The sequence below is a fragment of the Marinomonas sp. TI.3.20 genome, assembly GCF_038155025.1.
In the GTDB taxonomy this organism is placed as follows: domain Bacteria; phylum Pseudomonadota; class Gammaproteobacteria; order Pseudomonadales; family Marinomonadaceae; genus Marinomonas; species Marinomonas flavescens.
This window is the reverse complement of sequence record NZ_JBAKAS010000013.1, coordinates 82,586-98,648: the sequence shown is the minus strand read 5'-3', so window position 1 is coordinate 98,648 and position 16,063 is coordinate 82,586. Positions and strand designations below refer to the sequence as shown.

Sequence of the window (16,063 nt, the reverse complement as noted above, 5' to 3'; positions counted from 1 at the left end):
CATAATCTGTAGTGAGTGCATCTGCGTAGAACGAATCCATTTACATCAATATAAGAGGCTACCATGAGTAATCTATTAGATTTAACCGTTACCAACATCAAAGGCGAAGACGTATCTTTAACGGCTTATCAAGGGCAAACGGTGCTAATCGTTAATGTCGCATCCAAATGTGGATTAACGCCTCAATACGAAGGATTAGAAGCATTATACAAAAAATATCATTCTCAAGGCTTAGAGATTTTGGGCTTTCCTGCGAACGATTTTGCTGGGCAAGAGCCTGGCAGTGATGAAGAAATCCAAGCGTTCTGCAGCCTTACTTACGACGTAACATTTCCAATGTTTAGTAAAATCGCAGTAACAGGCAAGGACAAGCATCCACTTTATAAAAGTTTAATTGAAGCGGCTCCTGTTACGCCAAACCGTGAAGCGATGGAAAAAATGTTGTCTGGGCACAATATTGAATCAACATTGGCGCCAGAAGTAGTATGGAATTTTGAGAAATTCCTAGTGACTAAAGAAGGCAATGTCGTGCGTTTTTCACCTGATGTAACACCTGAAAGCGATGATTTAGTCAGCGCTATTGAAGCAGATCTGTAAGCGCCAAAGTATTTGAAAACGGGCCTTCTCGCTCGTTTTCATCCTCTTAATTTGTGTTTTTTCATTCCAATATTTCGGCTTAGTAAACTTAGTTTTTTCACTTCAGATGACAGTCATAGAGCAACACTTCGTCGCTTTCTCATTAAAAAAACAAATCCGACGCCCCCTACTAGCCCTGTCAAAATACCAATAGGCATATCTTGAGGCGGCATAATAATACGCGCCACTATATCTGCAACAACTAAGAAAATGGCACCAAGCAATGCCGACAACGGTAAAACCTTTCGATAATCTCCTCCCACCAGCAAACGCACAATATGTGGCACCATAAGACCAACAAAACCAATCACACCCGAAAATGCGACAGCGGCACCAGTCAATAAAGCACACACAATAATCACCATAATACGAAAACGCTCAACAGGAATACCCAAGGTGCTCGCAGTTTCATCACCCAAGATCATTGCATTCAAATAGCGTGCTTTGTAAATAAGATACGCACTACCTAATAGTAAAGTGCCAATGGGAAACCATAACTGCCCCCATTGGGCCAAGCCTAGTCCGCCCAACATCCAAAAAATCACCGTATGGGAGGCACGATGGTCTCCCATAAAAATAAACAAGTTTCCTACGGATGTTAAAACAAAAGCGACCGCGACTCCGGCTAGAATCAATCGTCCCGCACTGTGTGCCGCCGCAAAATTTGCCACCGCCAATACCAGAAACATCGCAAGCAATGCACCAAGAAAGGCAAACACAGGTACAGTAACAACACCTAACACCATACCTGTGTGCAATAACGCAATGATTGCACCTAACGCGGCGCCCGATGAGATACCCAGCAGATGTGGGTCTGCAAGCGGGTTACGTGTCACCGATTGTAATGACGCGCCAACCAACGCTAACGATGCACCTACGGTGGCCGCCAAAATAGTTCGCGGCAGTCGCACTTCCCATACAATATTTTCCCGCCCCATTGACCAATCGGGAATAAACCAAGTGGGATGCAACCATACGAGTGAAAGCTTATGCGCGATAACACCCCATACCGTTGATTGCTGAATCGCAACAGAGCCCACTCCAATTGCCAACCCCATAAGACCGAGCAGAAGAAAAGTCAGCAAGATAATCAAAAAAGGCAAAGGCACATAGGTGGCCAATAAAGTGGCACTTTTTGATGATTGATTTTCACTCAGCTCAGACGATGAATCTTTACTCATGAAGCATCACGTCTAAAAGCGGTAGCAAGTCGTTTAATCGCCTCTATATTACGTGGCCCAGGAGTGGCTTCTACATATTGAAGTACCACAAAATGTTTGTTTTTTATCGCTGGTATCGATTTTAATGCCGGGTTATGTGTTAAAAAATCGATTTTCTGTTGTGCGGTTACGTCGCCATAATTCACAATAACAATAATATCGGGAGCTCGATCAATAACAGACTCCCAACCTATCTGGGTCCAACTTTTATTCACATCATCGGCCACATTGATACCACCCGCGGCTTCAATCAGTGCTGTTGGCATACCATAACGCCCCGCCGTGAAAGGTTCAGCTTCACCTGAGTCATAAACAAATACTTTGGGAGGCTTTTTGAGTGGTGTCAGTTTTTCTTGAAAACTCACTAATTCTTTTTTATACCCTGCAACGAGCTTTGTCGCACGCGCTTCAACATTAAAAATGTTCCCTAAATTCAGCAAATCCTTGTATAGATCATTCATCGACACCTTAGGTTTATTCATAATATGAATACAACTTTCGGTTAATTCATACACCTTAATGCCCAATGGCGCCAACGTGGAAGGCGTTACCCCGCCACCAACGCGCATGCCGTAATTCCAACCAGCAAAGTAAAAGTCTGCATTGGCACCCAATAACACTTCTTTGGTTGGGTATTTCGGGGATAACTCTGGCAATTGACCGATGCCTTTTCGCAATGTCGGATCCAGTGTTTTCCAACCCGAGACACCGGTATAACCGACCATATGATCTTGTAAATGAAGCGCCAACATCATTTCGGTCAAATTCACGTCATTAGATACAGCCGCTTGTGGCGCTTTATCAAACGTCACGGTTCTATTACAACTCTGTACTTGCACCGGATAGTGCGCAGCACTGGCGAAATTTGCTTGGGTAACACTGACAAACAAGCCCACTGCTAATATCAAAGGTCGGCTTTTAAAGTGAGATATGTACGTCATAATATGGTTAATCATTAAGGTAAAAAGAAAATCGTGGGCGCTGTGTAATAGGATGTTCATCTATCACGGTCTCAACATCAAAAACGTGTTTAATTCGGCTAGAAGAAAAAACGTTCTCAGGCGTATCAAAGGCGTCTAATCGCCCCTCTTTAAGCACCATAACGCGATCGGCATAGGCTGAAGCCAACGCTAAATCATGAAGCGATACAATTACAGTACAAGGTAGTTTGGCAATAAGTGCAAGGACGTCAAGCTGGTGGCGAATATCCAAATGATTCGTTGGTTCATCTAGGATCAAGACATCGGGTTGTTGCACTAACGCCCGTGCAATTCTTACTCTCTGACGCTCACCGCCGGATAGTGAACTGAAATCACGGTTCGCTAATGGCAATACATCTAACCAGTCTAATGCGCGCTCTACGGTTTGAATATCCTTATCTGAGCGCCCCCAAGACGATGTATTCGGTGTTAATCCGACTTCCACCATCTCAAACACGCTGAGCCCAAAATCTGCACCAGAATCCTGCAACACAGTGGCAATACGTTGAGCGCATTGTTTGGCTGACAGGCGCCAAACATCCTTACCGTCTAGTCGCACATAACCAGAAGTGGGTTTATTTACCCGATATAAACAACGTAATAAGCTGGTTTTTCCTGACCCATTTGGGCCTACAATCGCAACAAACTCACCCGCTTTAATACTTATTTGAATAGGCTGAAGCACCACTCGTCCAGCCGTTGGAGACCAAGATACATTATCTAGCTCAATAGCGGCTGGGCGGCTTTTTAAAAAGTACGACACTGCTGCCGATTTATTTATATCAGACACTAAACAATCCAATTCGATGAGGGCCATGGCCTTCAGGCCATTCTACAATGGCAGAGACTATACGGGGCGTAGAAAGGAGGGACAAGTCATTCTGATTGTGATCTTTTCATTTTAACATGCAGCATTTAGTACAATAGCCCAAAAGTAAGAATACTCACTTTTTGTTGCTTAACATTAGGTCGCAAAAAAGACTTCATTCTGAGCATTGGACGCTAATGATGTATCCACTTGAATGCGCTGTAAGCCGGTACAATTTCTCAACTCTGCCACCATTTTTCGATTGAACGCATGAATATTCACATCTGCCAAATAGTCACTCACTGGCATCCATCTGGCTTCCGCCACTTCAGCGGTATCAGTAATCTCAATGGTTTCGTCAATCGGTACTAAACGGCAAACAATATAAAGATTGGATTTATCAAATTGCACAGGGTGGCGTGCTCTGAGCCCTAATACAGCATCAAATCGAGTGGTTACACCAGTTTCTTCTAGCACTTCTCGAACAACGGCTTCTTCAATGCTTTCACCCTGTTCAAGATATCCACCCGGTAATTTATAACCGCGATAAGATGACCAATTATCGCGCATCACCAACAGCTCATCTTTATCATTGATAACGATCGCCCCAGTACCCAAAGTGTGAGTAGGCGAAAAAGGCGCATAACTGGTTTCTTCCATACGGCAAATCATTGTCAGCGTGTCTTCGCTGCAAGTATGAAATACAAAATTATGTGTTGCTAAAATAGGAATAATGTCTGTTTTGGTGCGTTCAACGGTAAGCCAAATAAGTTTGAAATCGCTTTTCTTGGCTTTTTCTAATAATGAAATCAATCCCTGCTCAAACTGAATTAAGGTATCAGGTAATTGATCAGAATCGATGATAATGCCACCAAAAATATCAGTTTGATGAGGCAGAATAGACAATAGAGTCACCCTTATTTAGCGAAATAAAAGATCATAACGCAACACGCTATGTGGATAAGTGGGAAAAATAAGGAATTGGCAGAGTGCACCTATTAAAAAAAGAGGCAAGCATGGTAAACATCACGCCTACTACAGCCTCAAAGGTCTCTTCATTACATCTATGGAGGGAACTTTAAGCATAGACGACCAAATCATTTTTGCCAGTTTTTTAAAGTAATCATCGAACTGACGCTATCACTTAGCGAGAATTAAGAGAGTGGCCGTTCATCATATTGAGGAATATCATCTGTGATGCGATCCCATTCTGCTTTAGACGCGGCATAAATATGAAGCGCTGGGCGACCTTCAATTGGCGTATCAAGGCTACCAATACGTAATCGAAGCAATTCTGGCTGGCTAGGGCGACGGCTGTAAAGCGGGGATGCGCATCGAGTACAAAAAGTACGAAACACGCCAGGTGTCGATTCATATTCCCCTACTAATGACTCTCCTTCTAAAAAGACAAAGGCATCAGTTGGGATAGCGGCATTAGTCGCAAACGCGGTACCGTTTGCTTTACGACACTTTTGGCAATGGCACTGCATAATATCGCCTAGCTCACTGCGTACTTCATACTGGATGCCATGACACAAACAACTTCCTTTCAACACTGTACTCATAAAACCTCCAAGCGGGCCTAAGTCACTCAACTTTTTATCAGTATAAAAAGAGCAACAATACTAAAAAAAACAACCTGATTTGAATAATCTACTTATTCAACGCATAAACAATCTGACTACCGTGACGAACTTCCAAACCTTCTCGATCTGATTTTTTGAGGCCTTTGACAACCAAACTATAAGAATTATCAATCATACGTTCAATTTCACCCATTGGTAGAGAGCCATCGAGAATGACAGTATTCCAATGTCGTTTATTCATATGATATCCCGCCGTGACGGCGCTAAAAATATCCCTTAACTGAACCGCTTCTTCAGGATCGCATTTTAAATTAAGCGCACTCTGCCCTTGCCTCACCATAAATAAAGCAAACATTTTCTTTTGTACTTTAAACACAATAGCGTCTGGTCCAAATGGATAATCTTCCAACGCTTCTGGTTTTTCTAATAAATATTGCTTTATTGCAGACTCAAGCATAGAAATTCTTAGTAAAAGCGAAGAATAGACAGTGTCTCCCATCCGATTAAAAGCATCAAGCCACTCATTTTACTTGGTGCTTGTTTCCTTCTATCAAGTTAATCATGACAAAACACCTTGAATCACCTTAGCGCAATGGCAGTACGTCCCACTTTTCCCTATAATAGCGGCTCCCTGAAAACCATGGTCGAGGCGTTATCTCAATGGAATTAACTAGCTTAAACGCAATTTCCCCAATAGACGGTCGTTACGGATCAAAAACCAATGTATTACGTCGCTCAGTAAGCGAGTATGGCTTGCTTCGTATGCGTGTCATTGTGGAAGTACGCTGGCTACAGGCTCTTGCCAAACACCCGCAAATTATTGAAGTACCCGCACTAAGTGATGAAGCAAGCGCGTTATTAGACCAATTGGCTGACAACTTCAGCGAAGCAGACGCTCAAGCGATCAAAGACATTGAGAAAACCACGAACCACGATGTCAAAGCGGTTGAATACTTCATCAAAAATCAAATGGCCAACAATGCTGAACTAGCGGCTATTTCTGAATTTGTTCATTTTGCTTGTACTTCTGAAGACATCAATAACTTGTCACACGCTTTGATGTTACGTGAAGCTCTGGAAGTAGGCATTACTCCTGAACTTAAAAACATAATCACAGCGATCCAAGATCTTGCCATTGAGCACGCTGAACAACCTATGTTGTCTCGTACACATGGTCAAACCGCGTCTCCGTCTACTGTTGGTAAAGAAATGGCCAACGTAGCAGCACGCCTTAGTCGCCAGCTTAAGCAAATTGAAAACGTTGAATTTTTAGGCAAAATCAACGGCGCAGTAGGTAACTACAACGCTCACTTTTCTGCTTACCCAGATGTCGATTGGCAAGCTCACGCAGAAGCTTTTGTGACTTCTTTAGGCTTATCTTGGAACCCTTATACAACACAAATTGAACCGCATGATTACATCGCTGAATTGTTCGATGCTATTTGCCGTTTCAACACTATCTTGCTCGACTTTGATCGTGATGTGTGGGGCTACATCTCAATGGGCTTCTTCAAGCAAAAAACCATTGCTGGCGAAATCGGCTCATCAACTATGCCGCATAAAGTTAACCCAATTGACTTCGAAAACTCCGAAGGTAACTTGGGCATTGCGAATGCCATCATGGGACATCTAAGCGCTAAATTGCCGATCTCTCGCTGGCAGCGTGATCTAACAGACTCTACAGTGTTGCGTAACCTAGGTGTTGGTCTAGCGCATAGCTTGATCGCTTACCAATCAACGCTTAAAGGCATCAGTAAATTGGAAATCAATGCACCGCGCCTTGACGCGGATCTAAACAGTGCATGGGAAGTATTGGCTGAGCCAATTCAAACTGTTATGCGTCGTTACGGCATCGAATCTCCTTACGAGAAACTAAAAGAACTAACGCGCGGCCGTACTATTGATCAAGCAACGATCGAAGCCTTTGTAGACACGCTGGAAATGCCAGAAGACGCTAAAGTGGAGCTTAAAAAGCTAACACCTGCGACTTACATCGGTAATGCGGTTGCACAAGCAAAAGCCATTCGTTAATCACTAACTTTCCAAAAGCATCATTAGTGCATTAATAACGTAAAAAGAGCCGATTTATCGGCTCTTTTTTGTCTCCCCTTTTCGATTTTCTCTTTTATTAGAGTGAGTAATTTATGATAGATTTAGACGCACCACTAACTATTTTAGGCGGCATGACGGCACGCTCATTCTTGTCAGAATATTGGCAGAAAAAGCCTCTTTTGATTCGCTCTGGCTTAGTGGCTTTCGATGTTCCTTTGGATGCAGATGAATTAGCTGGCATGGCAATGGAAGATGGTGTCGAATCACGTATCGTAATAGAAAATGGACAGTCTCCATGGGAGTTACGCCAAGGTCCATTTGACGAAGACGCTTTTGCTACATTGCCAGAAAAAGAATGGACGTTATTAGTTCAAGCAGTTGACCACTGGGTACCTGAAGTCCAAGAACTAAAAGAGCGTTTTCAGTTTTTACCTAGCTGGCGTCTTGACGACGTTATGGTCAGTTACGCCACAGAAGGTGGTAGCGTTGGCCCACACTATGACCAGTACGATGTGTTTTTGGTACAGGTTGCTGGTAAACGACGCTGGCAAGTACTCGCACCAGATCAATATCAAGACACGTCTATACCAGATATCCCATTGCATATATTGGAGAACTTCGACGTAGACAGCACAATGGATTGGGAGCTAGACGCAGGGGACATTCTCTACTTACCACCTAATTTTGCTCATAATGGGCGCTCACTGGACGACGATTGCATGACCTACTCAATCGGTTTTCGTGCACCAAGCATGCAAGACGCTTTAACCGGTATCCGAGACAAACTGTGTGACACCATCAATGAGAAAGATCGTTTTTCCGCACCTGAATCAGGCACTCGAGCCCATAGCGCCCAGATCAATCAAGAAGACATTACGTATTTACAAGCAGAGCTTGTACGCTTAATAAACCAGCCAGAGGTTCTTGCTCAATGGTTGGGAGAAACAATGAGCGACAGTAAATACCCTGAATTTTTAACGCCTCTGAATCAACAAGAGCTTGAACAAGCTTATTCAAATGCTTTAGCTGGGCATACGTTTATCCGACCTGGCGATGCACGTATCAGTTATTACGACCCAGAGACATCAGAGTCAGAAAACCAACAAACACTTGAAGGGCTTGATGATCAGCCTGACAACACATCAAACATGACTGTATTTTGCAATGGCGATAGCTTAGTAATGAGCAGAGAGCTCGCTATTTTTGTACAAGCGGTTTGTAACGAAACGGAATTTGACTTTTCAGGACTAGATCTAGAGCAAGACAGCGACCTAATTCCTTTATTACGTTTCTTGATTCGCCAGCAAGGCCTTATTGAACTCACGGCTTCTGAAGAATAAAGGATAAGATTGTGAACGTATTAACCTCCGACTGGAACAGCAGTAAAGACCAACTTACCTTTGTTAGGAAGCAGGTTTTTATTATTGAACAAGGCATTCCGCCCGAAGACGAATGGGACGAGCATGACAAAAACGCAGTGCATTTTGTCTCTTTCGGAACGACGGCAGTACCAACAGGGACCTGTCGGCTGCTTCAAGATGGTCATATTGGGCGCTTAGCGGTTCTTCCTGCCTATCGCCTCCGAGGCTATGGCGACATGCTTTTGCAAAAAGCCGTTCAAGTTGCACGAGAAATGGGGATCAAAAAGGTTTTTTTAGATGCTCAAGTGGAAGCCCAAGCCTTTTATGAAAAACACAATTTTATAACGGATGGTAAGGTGTTTTTAGAGGCGACTAAACTGCACATACGAATGGAAAGAGATATCTAGGTACCTACCCTGACTGTAAAAATAACCTTGTTAGAAGTCAGATAAACAAAAAAGCGAGCTGTCCTCTTCAGGTCAACTCGCTTTTTGGTATTCTTGATGAATTAAGCGACAGCGCTAATTAATCAATCATTAGGCCATTATTAAACTACAGCAATCAATTCAACATCAAACTGAAGAACAGAATGAGGTTGGATCATAGCGCCAGCGCCTTGTGCGCCGTAAGCCAATTCAGCAGGAATAGTAAGACGGTATTTTGCGCCTTCTTTCATCAACTGAAGACCTTCAGTCCAACCAGCAATAACGCCAGTTAGAGGGAATTCAATTGGCTCGCCACGAGCAATTGAACTATCAAATACTTGACCGTCAAGCAGACGACCTTCGTAATGTACACGAACAGTAGACTCTAGAGCTGGTGTCGCGCCTGTGCCTTCTTCAAGAACTTCGAACTGAAGACCACTTTCTGTTACTTGAATGCCGTCTTTAGCTTTGTTCTCTTCTAGGAAAGCCGCACCCGCTTGGATGTTTCCTTCAGAAGCTGTTCGAGTTTTTTCTTCCATTTTTGCTTGAAGTTCAGCAAAAGCGGCTTCAAGTTCAGCACCAGGAACGCGCATTTCTGCACCGTTCAATGAATCTTCGATCGCAGCAAAAAGATGCGTTAGAGACAATTCACCAAGATCGCTACCACGTAGTTGATCACCAATTTGACGACCAATGCCGTATGCGATTTTAGATTCGTTTGAGTCGAACGACAGTTCAGACATAGTTAACTCTCTTATCGGTTAAAAAATTGAGGCGGTATCATAACATAGGCCTCGCAACAGAACATTAATGTCAAAGAGGCTGTAGAGAAGAAGTGCAAATAGAGACTATTAATGATATTGATTATCATTTACTATCGATACAACAATATTGAACTAATAGTAGATAACGTATGAAAGCCAAGACCTTTATCCCGCACGTCATTAAAGATAACAGTTCAGAGAAATCTCGAGATTATTGGGGGCTTTTATTCGTAGGTATGATTTTTGTCATATCAATAGGCAGTTTCTTAATAGACAGCCATAGAGAAAATCAAAAAAAATACGACTCTGAACGTCCTATATACAAGAATATTACTATCGATTATTGATCTAGGTCAGCATAACAAAAAAAAATAGTTTTATACTTTGACCATAAACTAAAAAAGGAAATTAGCATGCTACCTCCAATTAAAAAAATTCTTTATGCGTCTGACTTAGAAGGTAAAACTCAGCCTGCATTGGGACTTGCTTTAAATATTGCTTTGACTCATCAAGCAGAACTTATCATCATGCATTCAATGGAACCACTCAGCCCTCAAGCTGTTAACATGATTTACTACTACGTTCCTAAAGAAGCGTCAGAAAAAATGCATGAAGAAGCGGTTAAGCATGTAGAAGAACGCATGCAAGAAGAACTAACAAGCTTTATGGATGCCAATAAAGAAGAGTTAGCGACACTAAGCACACCACCAAAAACTATTGTCGTGCATGGCGTACCATCAGAAATAATTCAAGAGACTGCTGAGAAAAAAGGTGTCGATCTTATTATTATGAACAGCCGAACTCATAGTCGAATCGGTCAAATGGTCATCGGCTCTACCGCGAATAAAGTGATTCATCACAGTAAAATTCCTGTACTAGTAGTGCCAATTAAATAAGTTAAGCCCTAGTAAGCTCACTACATCTTGGATACACTTAACTGTATATATAAACAGTAAGTGTATCTATGATTCTCTATATTGCCGAAAAACCCAGTCTTGCACGCGCCATCGCGGCCGCCCTTCCCTCTCCTCAAAAAAAAGAGGATGGTTGCATATGGCTGCCTAATGGCGACTGTGTTAGTTGGTGCATCGGCCACTTACTCGAACAAGCTGAACCTCACCACTATAATCCAGCCTTTAAATCATGGAGCTTGGATCACTTACCTATTATTCCTAGCGAATGGCAATGGCAAGAAAAAGCAGCAACCAAAAAGCAGCTATCTGTTCTTAAAAAACTGATAAAAAAAGCAACCACACTTGTTAATGCTGGAGACCCTGATCGTGAAGGTCAGTTGCTTGTTGATGAGGTTTTGCACTACAGCAAAGCATCAGCACAAAAGCTAAAATCGACCCAGCGCTTGCTGATAAATGACTTAACACCGTCAGCCGTAAAAAAAGCCCTCAACAATTTACGCCCTAACGCTGAATTCGCCGCATTATCACGATCTGCTCTTGGTAGAGCGCGAGCTGATTGGCTGTTTGGTCTCAACTTAACTCGCGCCTACACAATAAGAGGTCGTCAGGCTGGTTATCAAGGAGTTTTATCCATTGGACGAGTGCAAACCCCTGTCTTGGGACTTGTCGCAGCAAGAGATAAGGAAAGAGAAGACTTCGTAGCCAAAGATTTCTACCAAGTTTGGGCAAATATTGAAGATAAGAAAAGTAATAGATTTCGCGCAAAATGGCTACCTAGCGAGTCTTGCCAATCCTACATGGACGATGAAAATCGAGTTCTAAGCCTGCCTCTAGCAAAAAACGTAGCTTCTCGAATCACCAATAAACCGGCGATAGTGACGCAAGCAAATTACAAAAAAAAGAACCAATCCCCTCCTCTGCCTTACAGCTTATCTGCTTTACAGATTGACGCGGCAAAAGCATTTTCTCTCTCCGCTCAGCAAGTACTTGATATCTGCCAGACGCTCTATGAACGCCATCAGATGATTACTTACCCTAGGTCGGATTGTCGTTATTTGCCGAGCCAACAGCATAGAGATGCACCCTGCGTCATTAAAGCGCTCACTAACGCTGAAGGCGAGATTGCTAAGGGCGCTGCATCCGCAGACGCAAGCAAAAAAAGCAAAGCTTGGAATGACAAGCAAGTGACTGCTCACCATGCCATTATCCCTACGACGCAATCTTACAAAATGGCGTCTTTGTCCAAAACAGAAAACTTAGTATTTAGCTTAATCGCACGTCAATATTTAATGCAGTTTTACCCCGATTACGATTACTTGGCATCACAGATAAAGCTGGAAATAGAAGGGGGCCAATTTGAAGCAAAAGGCAACACGCCAATATCACTTGGCTGGAAGACCTTGCTACCAAGAAAAAATAAAACGAATAACGATGAAGAACAAAGTGAACTACCGAAGCTCACTAAAGGGGAAGAAACCTGGTGCCATGAAGGTATTATTGATGAAAAGGTCACCACACCACCTGCGGCTTTTACTGATGCAACCTTGCTTGCTGCTATGACAGGAATCAGTCGTTTTGTCACGGATAAAGCGATACGCGCAATTTTGAAAGAAACCGATGGATTAGGTACTGAAGCAACCCGAGCCAGCATTATAGAACTGCTGTTTAAACGCGACTTTTTAATGCGCCAAGGAAAGCAAATACACGCTAGCAAAACAGGCCGTGCTTTTATTGATTGTTTACCACAGCAATTGGTTACTCCAGATATGACGGCAAAATGGGAATCCTCTCTTAATGCCATCAGTTTAGGGGAAGCTAGTTACCAAACTTTTATGCAAAATCTTGAGAAAAATTTAACAGAGCTTCTCGACAAATCCCGAGAAATGCCAACAGCGGCATTACAAAATCTGCCAGCGCCAGCAAAAAAAGCATTTACTAAGCGAAAAGCCTCAACCGGTAGGAAAACGACAGGCAAGAAAACAACAACTTCAAACGCAAGAAGACGCCCTAAAGCGTCTTCTTAACATACTATTTATTGGGTGCTCACTAGCCCATGGCCAGCCAACCACCTACGCAAATCATTAACGTGCCGGCTACACGGTTCATAATGCGTACATTGCCACTCTTCATCAATACCGACCTCAATGTTCGCCCACCTGTTGCATAAATAATCAAACAACTAAATTCAAGGCAGAGAATAATCGCCACTAGCACAGCCAGCTGACTTGCTAACGGTTTTGAAGAATCAAGAAAAGGCGGTAACAATGCAACAAAGAACGCCCACCCTTTTGGGTTGGCAATGGCCGTAATAAAACCTTGAGAAATTAACTCAAATGATGTGGCTGGAGCCCCTTTATGTTCTTCTGTTTTTATCGCCATTTTTCCTTTAGATAGCCACATCTGAATGCCGATATACGCTAAATAAAGCCCACCAATCGCTTTAAGAATAACAAAGGCCGTCGGATAATTAAGTAATAAAGCCGCGACACCAATGGCTGACAAGGTAGCAACGGTTGCAACACCTGTTAACTCTCCCAGCATCATCCATAACGCACGTTTCACACCTATGGTCATACCGAGTGTCATGGCTAACGTCATACACATTCCAGGCGTGATAGAGACAAAGAAGAAAGTTGGAATAAAAGCAGATAAAAGAGCTAGGTTCACACAGTATCCTTACTAACTTATAAATAAAATATCGTCGATTTACTGAGGACTTTACAGTAAGACGCCAAGAGTATAAAAATAACAGGAATGATTCAGTCTAGAAATGTTTCTTTTTCTTAAAACCCGTGTCATCGATGAAGTTATCCCATTCACGATTTAATCCATCTTCTGTAGGTTTTGTTTTCTTATCTTCTGTCGAGCCATCTGCACCATCTGTTTGCTTCATTGATAGCGTATCTTTAATTTCAGCAATGAGGCTATTGTATTGTTTTATCGTCGTTTTTGCTTCTGCTGTCTCTCTAATTGGAGAAAGCTGAGATATGGCTGCTTTATAGTTTTCTATCGCTTTATCATAGTTTCCTGATAGGAAAGACTGACGACCAACGTAAGCATGAAAATCTGCATTTACCTTGTATTTATAAAACTGGATTAAACCTAAATAACGAGCAGACACGTCATGATTTAATGTTTTATCTTTCTCTGATTGTTTAAGAAAAAGATGAAAAGACTCAAATAAACGCTTTAGGCCTAAAATCAGTAACTCATCATTAATGGGTTTGGCTCGTCTTTTTAGCTTACTCGTTTGAAATTCAGACATTTCTTCTACAAGGAACTTACGACGTCGAGTAATCGTTGCATCAGGCTGTACTGCGAGCAAATCATCGTAATAGGACACTAAACGAGAAAAAAGCCAAAGCCTCATATCTTTAGGTTGATATTGAGGAGGTATGTCATCTAAGTAACGGCGTACTTGACGAACATGATTATTCAAAGCCGCTATTTTTCTGACTTTTTCTAAACGTGCCTGCTCTTTAAGCTGGATAACAATAGCAAATACTATGAACCCGCCAATGGACAGCAAAAGAACAGAAATGATTACAACGGTCATACTCTAAGATTTACTCTTTCAATGAAAAATAGCGTTAATATTTTGAGTTAAAGTCAGGATTACAAATACCTTCAAATGAATTGTTTATAAGCCGTACTTTTTTATAGCATAGAGCGGAGATTAGAGACACAAAAAAGGCCAGTTAAACTGGCCTTTTAGTAGATATGAATCAAAATTTTAACGAGAAACAGAGAAGCCTAAAAGCATATAGAACAACATAGCGGCTAATATACCCGAAGCAGGTACCGTAATAACCCAAGCCGCCGCAATTCGAATTAATGCAGAACGCTTTACTAACTCTTTCTTGGTTGCTTTTTTAAGCCCTTTTCGCTCTTCTTTAGAAATTGGAGAAGCATCACTTGCTGCTTTCAACTCTTTAAGAATAAGACGTTTTTTCTCGACGTCGGCCTCAGTAAAGCGTTTCACAAATAATTGCGTTTCTTCAATACCAAGACCTGCTTTTTGAGAATGCTTAATAATCGCTGCAATTTTCTTTTCATAAGACTCTTTCAAGTACTCACGTAGGAAGCCTACACCAAAAATACCACCAACTGCGATATGCGTTGAACTGACTGGAAGACCCAGTTGCGACGCAATGATAACCGTAATAGATGCCGCCATCGCGACACAAAAAGCGCGAGTTTTATCAAGCTCGGTAATTTCAGAACCCACTGTTTTAATGAGTTTAGGGCCAAACAAAGCCAAGCCAATTGCAATACCAATACCACCAACAGCCATGATCCAAAGAGGAATCGGTGCGGTGCTCGAAACAGCCCCAGTCATTAATGCGTCATTAATGGCAGCCAAAGGCCCAATCGAGTTAGCTACATCATTTGCACCGTGTGCAAAACTTAGTAGCGCGGCAGAAACAATCAATGGAATAGTAAATAAACTATTCACCGCATCTTTGTTATTTTTCAAAGAGGCTGCGGTTTTATTAACCATAGGACGGACTAGGAAATAAGCCGTCAATGCAATTGCAAAACCAATTAATCCCGCTGTCATGATATCCAGCTTCCAAAGGTGCTTAAGACCTTTAAGAATTAGATACGTAGAAAAAGCCCAAACCATAAGAGCGACCAATAAAGGCACCGTCTTTTGGGCCGCAGCAATCATGTCATTTTTGTAAGTAATGGAGCGCTTAATATAAATGAGAAATAGCGCCGCAATCACCCCCCCTAAAACAGGGGAAATAACCCAACTTGCGACAATAGCAAGAAGCTGACTCCAGTTCGCTATATCCCAGCCACCAGCCGCAATACCAGCCCCTAACACACCACCAACGATAGAGTGTGTTGTTGACACTGGAGCGCCTAAATATGTCGCTAGGTTAAGCCAAATTGCGCCAGCAAGAAGAGCGGCCATCATGATCCAAATAAATGTCTCTGCGTTGGCGATCGCATCTGGATTGATAATGCCTTTTTTTATGGTGCCAACAACACTACCACCAGCAATCAGTGCACCTGCCGCTTCAAATAATGCGGCAATTAAAATGGCCCCAGTCATTGATAGAGCTTTAGAACCAACCGCTGGACCAACGTTATTAGCAACGTCATTGGCGCCGATATTGAGTGCCATATAAGCACCAATCGCAGCAGCAATCGCTAGAATTGAAAGATTAGAAACGCCAATGCCTTGCCATGAAGCATAAAAGCCAGCGACGAAAATGAAAGCCAAGGCTATCAAGACACGAATTAGTTCGTTTCCACCCCATAGGGTAGTTTCTTCTTTCGGGTTATTTGTAAGATCCATAGAGGCTCA

General features: G+C 42.5%; 16 protein-coding genes. 6 read left to right on the top strand and 10 right to left on the bottom strand.

Going from position 1 to position 16,063, the window contains the following annotated elements:
* Nucleotides 1–63 precede the first annotated feature (63 nt).
* Nucleotides 64–597 (top strand): glutathione peroxidase, encoded by a 534-nt coding sequence (locus tag V6259_RS13600; RefSeq protein ID WP_133010275.1) that lies wholly within the window; start codon nt 64–66, stop codon nt 595–597.
* Between the two features lie 113 nt (nt 598–710).
* Here V6259_RS13600 and V6259_RS13595 read toward each other — a convergent pair whose 3' ends face one another.
* From V6259_RS13595 to V6259_RS13570, 6 genes are all read right to left on the bottom strand, one after another.
* A complete protein-coding gene (locus tag V6259_RS13595; RefSeq protein WP_341584980.1) occupies nt 711–1,817 on the bottom strand; it encodes a FecCD family ABC transporter permease in 1,107 nt (368 codons plus the stop codon).
* Nucleotides 1,814–2,797: an ABC transporter substrate-binding protein gene (locus tag V6259_RS13590; RefSeq protein ID WP_341584979.1), complete on the bottom strand. Its 984-nt coding sequence runs from the start codon at nt 2,795–2,797 to the stop codon at nt 1,814–1,816. The genes V6259_RS13595 and V6259_RS13590 overlap by 4 nt, the downstream gene beginning before the upstream one ends.
* Before the next feature lie 7 nt (nt 2,798–2,804).
* The gene (locus V6259_RS13585; protein WP_240536912.1) at nt 2,805–3,626 is read right to left on the bottom strand and encodes an ABC transporter ATP-binding protein; all 822 of its coding nucleotides are present in this window, start codon (nt 3,624–3,626) and stop codon (nt 2,805–2,807) included.
* Nucleotides 3,627–3,800: 174 nt separating this feature from the next.
* Nucleotides 3,801–4,550: an NUDIX hydrolase gene (locus tag V6259_RS13580; protein WP_341584978.1), complete on the bottom strand. Its 750-nt coding sequence runs from the start codon at nt 4,548–4,550 to the stop codon at nt 3,801–3,803.
* Nucleotides 4,551–4,798: 248 nt separating this feature from the next.
* On the bottom strand, nt 4,799–5,209 hold the full coding sequence (locus V6259_RS13575) for a GFA family protein (protein WP_341584977.1): 411 nt from the start codon (nt 5,207–5,209) through the stop codon (nt 4,799–4,801).
* Between the two features lie 88 nt (nt 5,210–5,297).
* Entirely contained in the window at nt 5,298–5,687 is a 390-nt protein-coding gene (locus tag V6259_RS13570; protein WP_133010270.1) for an MmcQ/YjbR family DNA-binding protein, read from the bottom strand.
* A 203-nt stretch (nt 5,688–5,890) separates the two neighbouring features.
* Here V6259_RS13570 and purB point away from each other — a divergent pair, with 203 nt between their 5' ends.
* The 3 genes from purB to V6259_RS13555 all read left to right on the top strand — a co-directional run bounded on the left by purB (nt 5,891) and on the right by V6259_RS13555 (nt 9,050).
* Nucleotides 5,891–7,261 (top strand): adenylosuccinate lyase, encoded by a 1,371-nt coding sequence (purB, locus tag V6259_RS13565; protein ID WP_341584976.1) that lies wholly within the window; start codon nt 5,891–5,893, stop codon nt 7,259–7,261.
* 113 nt (nt 7,262–7,374) lie between these two features.
* On the top strand, nt 7,375–8,622 hold the full coding sequence (locus tag V6259_RS13560; protein ID WP_341584975.1) for a cupin domain-containing protein: 1,248 nt from the start codon (nt 7,375–7,377) through the stop codon (nt 8,620–8,622).
* 11 nt (nt 8,623–8,633) lie between these two features.
* Nucleotides 8,634–9,050 (top strand): GNAT family N-acetyltransferase, encoded by a 417-nt coding sequence (locus V6259_RS13555; protein ID WP_341584974.1) that lies wholly within the window; start codon nt 8,634–8,636, stop codon nt 9,048–9,050.
* A gap of 140 nt (nt 9,051–9,190) precedes the next feature.
* On the opposite strand, the gene V6259_RS13550 is transcribed toward V6259_RS13555, so the two are convergent.
* Nucleotides 9,191–9,811 carry an FKBP-type peptidyl-prolyl cis-trans isomerase gene (locus V6259_RS13550; protein WP_133010266.1) on the bottom strand — a complete coding sequence of 207 codons (621 nt, stop codon included), beginning with the start codon at nt 9,809–9,811 and terminating at the stop codon, nt 9,191–9,193.
* A gap of 434 nt (nt 9,812–10,245) precedes the next feature.
* Here V6259_RS13550 and V6259_RS13545 point away from each other — a divergent pair, with 434 nt between their 5' ends.
* The gene (locus V6259_RS13545; protein ID WP_341584973.1) at nt 10,246–10,728 is read left to right on the top strand and encodes a universal stress protein; all 483 of its coding nucleotides are present in this window, start codon (nt 10,246–10,248) and stop codon (nt 10,726–10,728) included.
* 68 nt (nt 10,729–10,796) lie between these two features.
* Nucleotides 10,797–12,770, top strand: a complete 1,974-nt coding sequence (locus V6259_RS13540; protein WP_341584972.1) for a DNA topoisomerase III — start codon at nt 10,797–10,799, stop codon at nt 12,768–12,770.
* A 22-nt stretch (nt 12,771–12,792) separates the two neighbouring features.
* Here the strand turns inward: V6259_RS13540 and V6259_RS13535 are convergent, their stop codons facing one another.
* From V6259_RS13535 to V6259_RS13525, 3 genes are all read right to left on the bottom strand, one after another.
* Complete coding sequence (locus tag V6259_RS13535; protein WP_133010263.1) at nt 12,793–13,413, bottom strand: LysE family translocator; 621 nt, start codon at nt 13,411–13,413, stop codon at nt 12,793–12,795.
* A gap of 97 nt (nt 13,414–13,510) precedes the next feature.
* Nucleotides 13,511–14,302, bottom strand: a complete 792-nt coding sequence (locus tag V6259_RS13530; protein WP_133010262.1) for a hypothetical protein — start codon at nt 14,300–14,302, stop codon at nt 13,511–13,513.
* A gap of 177 nt (nt 14,303–14,479) precedes the next feature.
* Nucleotides 14,480–16,054 carry an inorganic phosphate transporter gene (locus tag V6259_RS13525; protein ID WP_133010261.1) on the bottom strand — a complete coding sequence of 525 codons (1,575 nt, stop codon included), beginning with the start codon at nt 16,052–16,054 and terminating at the stop codon, nt 14,480–14,482.
* Nucleotides 16,055–16,063 lie beyond the last annotated feature (9 nt).